This is a genomic window from Alteribacter salitolerans, assembly GCF_016901055.1.
In the GTDB taxonomy this organism is placed as follows: domain Bacteria; phylum Bacillota; class Bacilli; order Bacillales; family Salisediminibacteriaceae; genus Alteribacter; species Alteribacter keqinensis.
Genome location: NZ_JAFEUX010000003.1, coordinates 1 through 13,402 on the forward strand (window position 1 = coordinate 1; position 13,402 = coordinate 13,402).

Consider the following 13,402-nt stretch of genomic DNA (forward strand, 5'->3'; position numbering starts at 1 on the left):
CTGACGTCAGGGGAGCAAGCTCCCCATCAGTCCGCTCGACTTGCATGTATTAGGCACGCCGCCAGCGTTCGTCCTGAGCCAGGATCAAACTCTCCATAGAAAGTTTGATGTCTCTGACATCATTTAATTCATTCATTGACGGGATAATTTGTCATTATCCCACGTTTCGCTTGGCTTTTTGTTTAGTTTTCAAAGGTCACTGTCTTTCGTTTAGCGCTTGGCTTGTTTCCGAAGCGACTTGATTATCATACCATTTTCCGTTAACTTCCGTCAAGTTTTTTCTTAATCTTTTTTAAGAAGAATTTGATGATTATGTTATCACTGGAAAATGTTTGTTGCCTTGTCTTGAGCAACGAATATAAATATACCATGCGACTCACATGGAAACAAGAAGTTTTTAATAAATATTTTAAAATAATTTTACAGTCTTAATAAAATGGCTAATCGACTTTGGAATCAATAAACAGGGAAGTGGCATCAGAGAGTTTAAAAAGTTCGTTGGATGTTAACATGCGTAGAATAGGGCGGGTAGGTTCATTACTCTGTAAAAATACTATTACCCCTTCTTCCCCATTTGTTAAACGTACTTTTTCTCCAATTTTTAAATTAATCAACAGTGATTTTATTTTATCGATTACTAAAGGATCCAAAAGGCCGAAACATTCTTTACCTATGATCTCCAAAACCTTATATGGCGGCTGCCTCTTTTGATAGGGACGTTCGCATGTCATTGCATGGTACATGTCTGCTGCTGCAATAATTTTTGCAAACTGGTGGATACGGTCTCCTTTTATTTTGTTCGGGTATCCGCTGCCGTTTTCCCGTTCATGATGCTGAAGGACTCCTAGACGTGCCTGTTCAGAAACTCCCGTAACTCCTTCCAGCATGGAAAAACCATATCGTGGATGATCGTGTATTTCTTTAAACTGACCTTTCATGAGATTCTTATTTAACAGAATAGTGGAAGATACTTTTGACATTCCGCAATCCGCCATCAAAGCGCTGATCCCCAGCTGTACCAGATCTTTTTCCTGCAGATCAAGCCGTTCTCCTATCATATAACTGAGAACAGCCCTTGCTATGGCATGATGATAGTTGTAGTCAGTTACTGTGGACTGACGATGTAAGTGCAGCAGAATTTCAGGTTCAGGTTTTTCGGAAATGATTTTTAATAGAAGCTGCCGAATTCCATATGCGTCTATTTTTGTCCCACCCTGCCATTTTACAAAGAGCTTCTTATAATCTGCTACTGCTTCTTTGTAATTAATAATAAAATTGGCAGAGGGCTGAACACTCTCTTTATGATTATGAATTGAATCTGCTTCTGTAATTATTTCAGAAGGAGAAAATATCCTTCCATCTGTCAGCTTCGCTTCTACAGGGACATCCTGAATAAAAAAGAGTTTCAGGATAGTAATGTGCTTCTCAGTAATCGTTGTATTCTTTTTTATAAGAGGGCTGGTCCCCTTTTTATAGACGTCTTCTGAAATAATGCATCCCGGAACCAAATCGTTTATTTTTACTCTCATCTGAATACTCCCCTTGTTCTTACATACCTATAATTCCATATGAAAACGAAGCAATAGTCAATCGGACTATCTTTCCTTTTGATACGGCTCTGTATCTGCTTTTGCCTGAACTATCTATAACGCTTTTAAATATGAGAGGACAACATATAAACAAACGCCCCGCCGGATCCCGGCAGGGCGTTCAAGTACATTATTCTTCTGTGCCACTTTCAGAATCGGCCGTCTCATTTGCCGGCGGTTCTTCTTGTGTATCTTCTTCTGCTTCTTCCGGTGCACCTTCTCCGTCCACATCTTCATCGATTTCTTCATCCTCGATGTTAACGAGGGCGACAGTGGATACGTGTTCTTCGTCTCCTACACGGATAAGTCGGACACCTTGAGTGTTCCGGCTTGTCTGGGAGATTTCGTTTACGTGCATACGGATGATAACACCTGAAGTTGTAATAATCATCAGATCATCGTCGTCGGAAACGACTTTAAGAGAAACAAGGTCACCGTTTTTGTCAGTGATATTGCATGTTTTAATCCCTTTACCGCCACGGGTCTGGACGCGGTATTCTTCAATAGTGGTACGCTTTCCGAATCCTTTTTCCGTAACAATAAGAACATCCTGGTCTTCATGGATGATATCCATCCCGACTACTTCATCGTCGTTTTGGAGAGTCACTCCTTTAACCCCGGCTGCTGTTCTTCCCATAAGGCGGACATCTGATTCGTGGAATCGGATGGACATCCCTTTCTTCGTCCCTGCAATCATTTCCTGTTCTCCGTCGGTCAGACGCACGCCGTGAAGTTCATCTTCATCACGAAGATTGATAGCAAATAACCCTACTTTACGAATATTGGCGAACGCACTTAAGACTGATCGTTTCGTTACACCGTGTTTGGTCATAAAGAACAGGTACTTGTCATCTTCAAATTCTTCAATCGGGATGACAGTACTGATGTACTCATCCTGATCAATCTGCAGAAGATTAATGATTGGAATTCCTTTTGCCGTCCGGCCAAGGTCAGGGATTTCATACCCTTTCAAGCGGTACACTTTTCCTTTGTTTGTAAAGAATAAGAGTACGTTATGGGAATTTGTAATAAACAGATGCTGTACAAAGTCATCCGTATGCGTTCCCATTGCCTGAATACCTCGCCCGCCCCGCTTCTGACTTCGGTAGGTGGATACAGGCATACGCTTGATATAACCATTGTGACTCAGGGTAATAACAACATTTTGACGCGGAATAAGGTCCTCGTCTTCAAAGCTGTCTTCACCCAGTGTAATGACTGTCCGCCGGTCGTCACCGTAGCGGTCTTTAATATCAGTAAGCTCTTCGCGGATAATTTCAAGGACCTTTTCATTATCAGCCAAAATGGCTTTTAATTCCTGAATGCGTGCAAGAAGATCCTGGTACTCGGCTTCAATCTTGTCACGCTCGAGACCGGTAAGACGCTGCAAACGCATATCGAGGATGGCTTGAGCCTGCTCGTAGCTAAGCTCAAAGTTTTCCATCAGGCCGTTACGGGCAATATCTGTTGTCTGGGAGCCGCGGATAAGTGCGATGATTTCATCAATATGATCAAGTGCAATACGCAAGCCTTCGAGAATGTGAGCCCGTGCTTCTGCTTTTTTCAGTTCAAACGCTGTTCTTCTCCGGATAACTTCGATCTGGTGATCGATATAGTGGGAAAGAACAGAACGAAGGTCAAGGACTTTCGGCTGCCCGTTTACGAGAGCCAGCGTATTAATACCAAAGCTTGTCTGAAGAGCGGTTTGTTTGTAAAGGTTGTTCAACAGAACGTTGGCATTTGCATCTTTACGAAGCTCGATGACAATTCTCATCCCTGTACGGTCTGATTCGTCACGAAGATCTGTGATGCCGTCAATCTTTTTATCCCGCACAAGCTCGGCAATTTTTTCAATCAGTCTTGCTTTGTTTACCTGATACGGAAGCTCCGTCACAATGATGCGCGGCTTGCCTTTAATTTCATCAATTTCAGCTTTCGCACGAATGATAATCGAACCTTTACCAGTTTCATAAGCTTTACGAATGCCGGAAATTCCGACGATTTCTGCAGCTGTTGGAAAGTCTGGTCCCGGAATGTATTCCATGAGATCCTGGTTCGTAAGATCACGGTCCTTACTCAGGGCAAGAACACCGTCGATGACTTCATTCAGGTTATGAGGTGGAATATTAGTAGCCATTCCTACAGCAATCCCTGATGCTCCGTTAACTAAAAGGTTTGGAAATCTCGCTGGAAGGACGATCGGTTCGCGCTCGCTTCCATCATAATTATCCTGATAATCGATTGTATCCTTATTGATATCCCGGACGACCTCCATGGATATTTTTGCAAGTTTTGCTTCAGTGTAACGCATCGCTGCAGCTGCATCTCCGTCCACAGAACCGAAGTTCCCGTGTCCGTCAACGAGCATATAACGATAGCTGAAGTCCTGCGCCATCCGCACCATCGTTTCATAAACGGCAGAGTCACCGTGCGGGTGATACTTACCGATTACTTCCCCGACGATACGTGCGGATTTTTTATAGGCTTTATCCGGTGTCATGCCGAGTTCGTTCATGGCATACAAAATACGGCGGTGTACGGGCTTTAATCCGTCTCGTACATCCGGCAGTGCACGGCTGACGATAACACTCATGGCATAGTCCATGAAGGACGTCTTCATTTCCTGACTAATATTTATTTCTTTTACTCTGGATTGGTCTTGCTCAGACATTGCGCTTACCTCCGTTTTCTCTTAAGTCAAACGGGTCGGTATGATCCGTTCAGCTGTTCATTTCACATGAACATGTTAGCCTCTGTATTTAAAGACAGAAGCCCATGCAGGTGAAGGTTCACACTGCATGGCCACTGCATCTCTTTTATACATCAAGATTTTTCACGTAGTGGGCATTTTCCTGGATAAAGTCCCGACGTGGTTCTACCCGGTCTCCCATTAACATTTCGAAGACCTGATCAGCCAGCATCGCGTCTTCCATCGTCACTTGAAGTACTGTCCGGTTCGACGGATCCATTGTTGTTTCCCAAAGCTGAGTAGGGTTCATCTCCCCTAAACCTTTGTAACGCTGCAGACCTGGTTTTGGACTATCCGGAATTTCCGACAAAATCCTCTCCATTTCTTTCTCGTTATAGGCGTAGTGCACAACTTTCCCCTGTTGAATCTTGTATAGCGGCGGCTGTGCGATATAGATGTACCCTTCCTCAATCAACGGTCTCATATAACGGTACAGGAATGTAAGGAGAAGTGTCCTGATGTGGGCTCCATCAACATCCGCATCAGTCATGATGATGATTTTGTGATACCTTGCTTTTGTAATATCAAAGTCCTCGCCAATTCCAGTTCCAAGTGCAGTGATAATCGCCCGGACTTCATTGTTGGACAGGATTTTATCCAAACGTGCTTTCTCTACGTTAATGATTTTCCCCCGCAGCGGCAGGATTGCCTGGAAGTGACGGTCACGTCCTTGTTTAGCCGAACCACCGGCAGAGTCACCCTCTACGATATAAATCTCAGAAATAGACGCATCCTTTGAAGAGCAGTCTGCTAATTTCCCAGGCAATGAACTAACTTCAAGAGCTGACTTACGACGGGTCAGTTCACGGGCTTTTTTAGCCGCATCTCTTGCTCGGGAAGCAAGAATTCCTTTCTCCACAAGCTTACGTGCAACAGAAGGGTTCTCAGCCAGAAACTTGGATAAATGCTCTGTAAACAGGGAATCTGTAATCGTACGGGCTTCACTGTTTCCAAGCTTGGTCTTTGTCTGACCTTCGAATTGCGGATCCGGGATCTTTACGCTGATGATCCCCGTAAGTCCTTCACGGACGTCATCGCCCACAAGGTTTGGATCTGCTTCTTTAAACATATTGTTCCTGCGGGCGTAATCATTAATTACCCGGGTTAAAGCTGTTTTGAATCCGGACTCATGCGTCCCGCCTTCATGGGTATTGATATTATTGGCAAAAGAATAGAGGTTGCTCGCAAAGCCTTCGTTATACTGAATTGCGATTTCTATTGTCATGCCGTCTTTTTCGCCTTCCAAAAAGATCGGTGGCTCATGAATCGGTGCCTTTGTACGGTTTAAATGTTCTACGAATGAAGCAATACCGCCTTCATAGTAATACTCGGAACTTTTATCTTCTTCCCGCTCATCTGTAATAAAAATGCGCAGTCCTCTGTTCAGGAATGCAAGTTCACGCAGTCGGTTTGCAAGAATATCGTAGTCATACGTTTTCGTTTCAGTAAAAATTTCAGGGTCTGGTTCAAAACGGATAATCGTTCCCTGCTTTTCCGTATCGCCGATAACAGCAAGGTCTTCCTGAGGTACACCTTGTCTAAACTGCTGATAGTGAATTTTGCCTTCTTTATGAACTTCCACTTCCAGCACTGTTGAAAGGGCGTTTACTACAGAAGCCCCTACACCGTGCAGTCCCCCGGATACTTTGTATCCTCCGCCGCCAAATTTACCACCGGCATGGAGGACAGTCATAATAACCTCAACTGCAGGGCGGCCCATCTTCTCATGAATTCCAACCGGAATACCACGGCCGTTATCTTCAACTGTGATGCTGTTGTCTTCTCCGATCGTCACGCGGATCGTATCACAGTGCCCGCCCATCGCTTCGTCAATACTGTTGTCCACAATCTCCCACACTAAGTGGTGCAGACCGCGTACACTCGTGGAACCGATGTACATACCCGGGCGCTTTCTTACGGCTTCCAGGCCTTCTAATACTTGAATCTGACTTTCATCATAGGATTGCTGTTGATCAATGGTCACACTCTTCACCTACACTTCTTTGCAGTGGATGCACTGCATGGAATGATAATGTTAATAATGATTTCAATTAAACGATGAATCTTTATTTTCCGCTTTTTCGGTCTCATCTTCATCAAAGTCCACAGCCACGTTTGCACGCCGCTTCAGGGTGAGCGATGAAATTGGTGAAAGATAGACGCGTTCTGCAGTTATAACAACTGACTTCACGAGATCCGGCGATATCTGTGTAATGTGGTCCTGTTCTTTCCCGTTAGTCAAAAAATCCTGGTTATCCTGCGACAATCCTCTGCTTTGATGATCAAGAATAGCCACTACATCTTTTGAACGAATCACCGTATCTCCGCCTAAATGGATAAACATATGAACCACCTCATTCTTTTCGCTTGACCGTTCCTTGTTCAACATAAAACAAACGGGCGTTCTGCAGCGTTTCGTGGTGTATACCGTCCACACTCGTTGTTGTTACAAACGTTTGTACTTTCCCCTGTATAGCATCGAGGAGATGGGATTGACGGTAATCATCCAGTTCAGATAATACGTCATCTAATAATAGAATCGGATATTCGCCGACTTTTTCATAGATTAATTCAATTTCTGCTAACTTCAGCGACAAAGCGGTTGTCCGCTGCTGCCCCTGAGAACCGTAGGTCTGTATGTCCCGGCCGTTAACAAAAAATTTCAAATCGTCCCGGTGAGGACCGATTAATGTTGTACCGCGAAACACTTCCCGGTCTCCCATATCATCAAACGCCTCTGTTATCTTACTTTTCATTGTCGACAAGTCCATGTCTTCTGATACGTCACATGTGGGAATATATCTAATCTCCAGCTTTTCAAGACCCCTGCTTATCTCAAAATGTATATCTTCGGCCCATTGCTGAAGTTTCTTTAAAAATGAAAAACGCTTCTGAATCACTTCTGCAGCAGACTCTGTCAACTGTTCAGTGATGACACTCAGCATTATATAATCCTCGTCTTTCCTGGATTTCTGCATGTTTTTCAATAACTGGTTCCGTTGTTTCAGTACTTTATGGTACCGGGCCAGATGGTAGAGATAGAGAGAGTGGATCTGTCCCATTTCCATATCCATAAAGCGCCGTCTTACCTGCGGACTCCCTTTTACCAGATTCAGATCCTCAGGAGCGAACATGACGATGTTGCACGTACCGATGTATTCACTGAGCCTGTTCTTTTCAAGGTGGTTAAGCTTCACTTTCTTTCCGCGCTGTGAAAATATCACTTCCATCTGAAGCGGGCCTGTCCTTTTTGTAAGTTTGCCTTGGATCTTTGCGAAGTCCTGGTCCCATCGTATAAGTTCTTTGTCCCGCGGTGTCCGGTGTGACTTAGCCATTGCAAGTACGTAGATGGCTTCCATCAAGTTTGTTTTACCCTGTGCGTTTTCCCCGATGATCACGTTCACTTCATTTTCAAAAGTCACGTGTACTTCCGGATAATTACGATAGTTTTTGACTGTCAGCTCGTCAATTTGCACGTTGAACCTCCTTGCCTGTCACAGGCAGGGAGCCGTTTATTCAAGAACAAACGCTTCGCCGCCTTCAAATCTAACAATGTCTCCAGGGTATAACTTTCGCCCTCGGCGGGTTTCTTCCTCATCATTGACGTAAACGATGTATTCCTGCAGAAACCATTTGGCCATGCCGCCGGTATCAATGACCCCTGTCTCTTTTAACAACTGTCCAAGCGTCATGTATTCACCTTCGATTTTCACCGCTTCTTCCATCGATGGTCACTCACTTTCCGATTCCTGATATTTGCGCCTGATTATGTAAAAACGCAAATGGCCTCAAACTATATTGTACTAAAAGATGGACGATTTAGCCAACTTTCATTGTATGTTTAGTATAACCATTCGACATATTCCATGTAAAAACGACCTACTTACATGAATCCCTATCTATTTTACGTTGGTTTTCTTAAGCATGGAGGTTGATTTCCGCTCTTTTACGCTTTCGGATTCTGATCATAGCCATCAAGATAAGGGATTGTACCAATTTATAAAGCTGTTGGTGTAGATGCAGCCGGAATGTCCTTCGCTTTCCGCGGAGGTGTCGGCGAGCCTCCTCACTTCGTTGCGGGGTCTCTCCCGGCCCCCACTTCCGCAGGAGTCTGTGGACATTTTGGCTACATCGACTCTCATTCACAAAATACGAAGGTTAACAAAAGTTAAAAATGAGATCGTCCGTAGATTATGACCGACGATAATTCTTATTTATAGCAAAGAGGAGATTCTTCATGAAGAAACAGGATGTAAAAGTCATGAGAACCCAAACAAAATACAATCTCATTTTTAAGTACACTAGGGCGGAAGGCGTCCGCCTGGAGCTGCTAAAATAATCCTAAGAGGCTCAGACAACAAAATAAAATCAAATGCTGACTTCTTTTACTCCCTTATCACAAAGCTGAGGCCGGTTTATATACTTTACTAGCTTCTTTTCAAACGACAACGGTTTCAAAAGAGCGATTTTAAAAAGCTGCCGGGTCAGGCTACAGCCCGATCCGACAGCTTTATTACCTCTGGAATTAATACGTTCTTACAGGTGAAAAAAGGTGCAGCGTATAGTCATGATCCACAGGTTTTAATACAAACGGACTCATGGCCCCGGTGAAATCTACATGTATTTCAGAAGAATCGACAACCTTCAGAGCATCGATGAGGTTTTTCCCGTTAAAGGATATGCGGAGCTCTTCCCCGGTAAGCTCAATCGCTTGCAGATCTTCCGTTACTTTTCCAACTTCAGGAGTTACTGAAGTAATCTCAATCTGTCCGTTATCCATTGTTTTCAGATTCACGACATTGTTCTTACCGTCTCTTGAAAGAAGCAATGAACGCTCAATCGCCTGAAGAAGAACTTTAGTATCGAGCTTCAGTCCTGTTTTAGACGTTGTCGGAATCATGTTCTCTGTTGCGGGATAGTTGCCGTCAAGAAGCCGTGAGAAGAACAAGATGTTCTCAGCTTTAAACAAAATCTGATTTTCTGTGACGATAATATCGATCCATTCTTCAGAGTCGTCGAGAATCTTACTTAGTTCACCCAGGCTGCGCCCAGGGATAATCACATTTGAAAATTCAAGATCATCAGTATTGGTCTCCACTTTCGCTTTTCTCATTGCGAGACGGTGGCTGTCTGTTGATGTACAAATCAGTTCTCCGTCTTCAATCTTCCAGTGAACACCTGTGAGCACTGGTCTTGTTTCTACAGTGGAAACAGCAAAGCCAGTCTGGCGAATGATATTTTTCAGGAGATCTGTCGGCAGCTTAAACACACTGTCCTCTTCAATTTGAGGAAGGCGTGGATATTCTTCCGGATCGAGTCCATTAAGGTTAAAAACCGAAGAACCTGATTTCAGTGTCGTTGCGAACTGGTCCTGCACAGTCACTTCAATCTTGTTTTCAGGAAGTTTTTTTACAATATCCGCGAATACTTTTGCCTGAAGAACAATGCTTCCTTCTTCCTCAATTTCCACGTACTCGTTTTCATCATCCTCTTTTGGAATAAAGCATTCAATAGAAATGTCAGAGTCACTTCCTGTCAGTGTGACACCTTCTTCTGACGCATCAATTTTGATACCTGTAAGAATTGGAATCGTCGTTCTCGATGAAATGGCTTTTGATACGTGTTGTACGCTTTGCACAAATTGTTCCCGTTGAATAGTGAATTTCATAGTTTTCCCCTCTTTTCATTTCGGTTGAATCTTTATTTATCTCAGTCGGTTTTATTATTTATTTTTAAGAATAAAAGAACGTAGTAATCGTAATAGGCGCTGTGTAAATGTGGATAAGTGAGAAAAAACCCAGAAGGGACAAGTTATCCACCTGTGGACAAGCTGTTGATAAACCTGTACCGGTTATTCACAATGTGCACAGAAGCAATCAGCCTGATTTTAGTTGATCAGTAATGTTTTGTACCTGCTTTTGCAGTTCCTGATCACTCGTCAGAAGCCTTGAGATTTTTTCGTGTGCGTGAATGACAGTTGTGTGATCACGTCCTCCGAATTCCCCGCCGATTTTCGGCAGTGAATTATCCGTCAGTTCTCTTGAGAGATACATGGCGATCTGTCTTGGAAATGCGACAGTCTTTGTACGTTTTTTCGCTTTCATTTCTTCTACACGCACGTTGAAGTTTTCTGCTACTGCACGCTGCACATCTGTAATAGTAATTGTTTTTGGCTTGGAGTTCGGAATAATATCCTTTAATGCAACAGCTGCAAGATCGGCATTCATGTCCTGGTTAATAAGGGAAGAATAGGCAACAACACGGATTAGTGCCCCTTCAAGTTCACGGATGTTCGTATCAATTTGATTGGCAATATAAAGCATGACTTCATTAGGAATATCAAGATTTTCTGCTTTTGCTTTTTTACGAAGTATGGCAATCCTGGTCTCCAGATCCGGTGGCGTGATATCTGTAATCAGCCCCCACTCAAACCGCGAACGAAGTCTGTCTTCGAGTGTCGGAATTTCTTTTGGCGGCCTGTCACTGGAAATAACAATCTGCTTCCGTTCCTCGTGCAGTGCATTGAATGTATGGAAAAACTCCTCTTGAGTCTGTTCTTTTCCTGCAAGGAACTGAATATCATCTATTAAAAGCACGTCCACATTTCGATATTTATTGCGGAAGTTGACGGCTTTATTATCACGGATGGAATTAATAAATTCGTTTGTAAATTTTTCCGAACTTAAATAAACCACCTTTGCATCAGGATTATGATCAATTACATAATGGCCGATCGCATGCATTAAGTGGGTTTTCCCGAGTCCGACCCCACCATAAATGAAAAGTGGGTTATAAGCTTTGGCCGGAGCTTCCGCCACTGCAAGGGAGGCAGCGTGTGCAAAGCGGTTGCCGCTGCCGATGACAAATGTATCGAAAGTATATTTAGGATTCAGCATATGCTTTGGTGTTTCATTATCATCTTTCACAGCAGGTTTTTTCGGCTGCTTCATCTTCTCTATCAGATCCAGATTTTCTTCCTGCTCGTCTTTTGGAATTACAAAACGGACATGAAGCTCTGCTCCTGTCAATTCCTGCAGTGTTTCTGAGATCAATCCGGAATACCGGTTTTCAAGCCAGTCCCTGGCAAACTCATTTGGTGCCACTATTGTCATTGTATCCTGGTCAATGGCTTCAGCTTTTGTTGATTTAAGCCACGTTTCAAAGCTCGGTTTACTGACTTTCTCTTCAATATTTTTGAGGGCCTGTTCCCAAAGATCACTTAAATTCTCCAACCGTCTACCTCCTTCAACTTACATTCTGTTCCACAACAGATGAGCCGACCACTTTATTAGAAAGTCAGCTTGTATAACAATTGTATAACGCTAGAAATAATGTTGAATATATATTAATGGGTATACAATGTGGAAAAACAGTATTATAGTAGAAACTCAGAAATACACGTTGTGCACACCTGTGTGGATAAAACAATCAAGATGCCGTGTATAACTATCCACAAAGTTGTACACAGCTGTGGATAGTTATCATTTTAACACAGGTTCTCCACTGAAAAAACAAGAATATATTATCAAAAAAGAAGAACGCCCTCAATAAGTTTCGCGAGTTATCCACAAAGTTCCACGGGTTGTGTTTTTCTTTTTTCCACAACACAAGATCATGTGTAAAACTTGTCGAAAGGCCTGTGTGGAAAACGAAAATAATGTAGAAAGTTGTCCACAGCATATTTTTTGCCCGTACTGTACAATGCATTTATTAAAAGAACTCTTGAAAGACTTCGCGTTTTAAAGCGGTGTTGATTTCTGCTTTCTTTAATGTGGATGATTGGGGACCCGGATCAAGGGTTATACCAGGGGATGAAAAGTGTGAGCTGCAACGACATTTTTTAGAAAAGGCGTTGATTGGAGTGAATGCGCGAAACTCCTGCGGGAAAAGCGAGTTCCGGGGAAACCCCGGAAGCGCAAGGGGCTGAGGATCGAGCCGCTCGCGGAACGTGCAATGAGCGCAAATCAACATCTAACTTTAAGAGCCTGTTTTAAGAAAATGGACTTCTTTTTGAGTGTCCTCTTCTTTCTCTCGGCGACTGAAGTTATGCCCACGGAAAGCGTCCGCCTGAAGCAGAATGTACCTTTATAAGAGCAATAACCTTTACGAAAAGCGTTTAATAAAGATCAATGGAGTATAAAAAATTCAGGAGAAGAAATTTGACTGGATCCCAGGGGAAAATGAACTGTTTTTTAAAAAGGAAGATTCTGTTCAGGAAATAACCTTGACATTCAGCCCGGGAATTTTTATACTTTACAAGACTGTTTATATGGATATTTCCCAGGAGGTGTAAATAGATGGGTAAACCAACTTTCAATCCCAACAACCGTAAGCGTAAAAAAGTACACGGTTTTCGTAATCGCATGAGTACGAAAAACGGCCGTAGAGTATTGGCGAATCGTCGCCGTAAAGGAAGAAAAGTACTATCTGCTTAAAAAAGGCCACTGACCGCTCAGTGGTCTTTTTTTCCTTATCGAGTTAGCGACGGGGGATCAATGACATCAGTGCGGTCGGTAATGAGGGGAACAATGGGGCTGAACGCTCCTTGTTCCCATCTTTCATGTGTGCACCTGATTAAAACCCGGCCTTACGTTGTCTGGTTTTTCATGCGTGCATTAGATATAATGAAATTTGAGTGTCATTCGGGCTCTTTTCAAGTTAAAATTAAAATGCCCGGCTGAACAAAGGTGGACATCCCCATGAAAAAGCGCTATCGGCTGAAAAAAAATCAGGACTTTCAACTCGTTTTCAAAGGCGGCTTCTCTGTAGCCAACCGCCAGTTTGTTGTTTATCAGAAAAAGACACAGGAAAATGACCATTTTCGTGTCGGGCTGTCTGTGAGCAAAAAAGTAGGCAATGCGGTAACGAGAAACAGAGTGAAACGTCTGATTCGTGAAGTGATCCGTGAAGTTGAACCGCAGATGAAAAAGCAGCAGGATTATGTGATTATCGCCAGAAAGCCGACAGCAGAAATGAATTTTCATGAAGTCCGTAAAAGCCTGCTTCATGTCCTGAAGCGTGGAAAGATTATTAAACCCGCAGGCGGCAGAAGCGTGAAGTGAGG

At 43.2% G+C, this 13,402-nt stretch carries 10 protein-coding genes and 1 rRNA gene; 2 read left to right on the forward strand and 9 right to left on the reverse strand.

Features of this window, described 5'->3' with window-relative positions; genetic code table 11:
• The 9 genes from JSY36_RS06255 to dnaA all read right to left on the reverse strand — a co-directional run.
• Positions 1 to 100 (reverse strand): 16S ribosomal RNA (locus JSY36_RS06255); the annotation flags it as partial.
• 340 nt (positions 101 to 440) lie between these two features.
• Positions 441 to 1,529, reverse strand: a complete 1,089-nt coding sequence (locus JSY36_RS06260; RefSeq protein WP_205165744.1) for an HD-GYP domain-containing protein — start codon at positions 1,527 to 1,529, stop codon at positions 441 to 443.
• Positions 1,530 to 1,719: 190 nt separating this feature from the next.
• Complete coding sequence (gyrA, locus tag JSY36_RS06265) at positions 1,720 to 4,260, reverse strand: DNA gyrase subunit A (protein WP_205165745.1); 2,541 nt, start codon at positions 4,258 to 4,260, stop codon at positions 1,720 to 1,722.
• A gap of 145 nt (positions 4,261 to 4,405) precedes the next feature.
• Entirely contained in the window at positions 4,406 to 6,316 is a 1,911-nt protein-coding gene (gyrB, locus tag JSY36_RS06270) for a DNA topoisomerase (ATP-hydrolyzing) subunit B (protein ID WP_183163904.1), read from the reverse strand.
• A gap of 69 nt (positions 6,317 to 6,385) precedes the next feature.
• Positions 6,386 to 6,682, reverse strand: coding sequence for an extracellular matrix regulator RemB (gene remB / locus JSY36_RS06275; protein WP_205165746.1), 297 nt, complete (start codon positions 6,680 to 6,682; stop codon positions 6,386 to 6,388).
• Between the two features lie 10 nt (positions 6,683 to 6,692).
• A complete protein-coding gene (gene recF / locus JSY36_RS06280) occupies positions 6,693 to 7,814 on the reverse strand; it encodes a DNA replication/repair protein RecF (RefSeq protein ID WP_205165747.1) in 1,122 nt (373 codons plus the stop codon).
• A gap of 36 nt (positions 7,815 to 7,850) precedes the next feature.
• Positions 7,851 to 8,063, reverse strand: a complete 213-nt coding sequence (gene yaaA / locus JSY36_RS06285; RefSeq protein WP_205165748.1) for a S4 domain-containing protein YaaA — start codon at positions 8,061 to 8,063, stop codon at positions 7,851 to 7,853.
• Positions 8,064 to 8,863: 800 nt separating this feature from the next.
• The gene (dnaN, locus tag JSY36_RS06290) at positions 8,864 to 10,006 is read right to left on the reverse strand and encodes a DNA polymerase III subunit beta (RefSeq protein ID WP_205165749.1); all 1,143 of its coding nucleotides are present in this window, start codon (positions 10,004 to 10,006) and stop codon (positions 8,864 to 8,866) included.
• Positions 10,007 to 10,214: 208 nt separating this feature from the next.
• On the reverse strand, positions 10,215 to 11,570 hold the full coding sequence (gene dnaA, locus JSY36_RS06295; protein ID WP_122900025.1) for a chromosomal replication initiator protein DnaA: 1,356 nt from the start codon (positions 11,568 to 11,570) through the stop codon (positions 10,215 to 10,217).
• A gap of 1,065 nt (positions 11,571 to 12,635) precedes the next feature.
• Here dnaA and rpmH point away from each other — a divergent pair.
• Both rpmH and rnpA read left to right on the forward strand, forming a co-directional pair.
• Positions 12,636 to 12,773, forward strand: coding sequence for a 50S ribosomal protein L34 (rpmH, locus tag JSY36_RS06300; RefSeq protein ID WP_026691795.1), 138 nt, complete (start codon positions 12,636 to 12,638; stop codon positions 12,771 to 12,773).
• 264 nt (positions 12,774 to 13,037) lie between these two features.
• On the forward strand, positions 13,038 to 13,400 hold the full coding sequence (rnpA, locus tag JSY36_RS06305) for a ribonuclease P protein component (protein WP_122900021.1): 363 nt from the start codon (positions 13,038 to 13,040) through the stop codon (positions 13,398 to 13,400).
• Positions 13,401 to 13,402: the final 2 nt, after the last annotated feature.

Coding starts and splice junctions, on each gene's coding strand:
- dnaN (WP_205165749.1), bottom strand. CDS start 10,006: ATGAAATTCACTATTCAACGGGAACAATTTGTGCAAAGCGTACAACAC.
- gyrA (WP_205165745.1), bottom strand. CDS start 4,260: ATGTCTGAGCAAGACCAATCCAGAGTAAAAGAAATAAATATTAGTCAG.
- rpmH (WP_026691795.1), top strand. CDS start 12,636: ATGGGTAAACCAACTTTCAATCCCAACAACCGTAAGCGTAAAAAAGTA.
- remB (WP_205165746.1), bottom strand. CDS start 6,682: ATGTTTATCCATTTAGGCGGAGATACGGTGATTCGTTCAAAAGATGTA.
- JSY36_RS06260 (WP_205165744.1), bottom strand. CDS start 1,529: ATGAGAGTAAAAATAAACGATTTGGTTCCGGGATGCATTATTTCAGAA.
- rnpA (WP_122900021.1), top strand. CDS start 13,038: ATGAAAAAGCGCTATCGGCTGAAAAAAAATCAGGACTTTCAACTCGTT.
- yaaA (WP_205165748.1), bottom strand. CDS start 8,063: ATGGAAGAAGCGGTGAAAATCGAAGGTGAATACATGACGCTTGGACAG.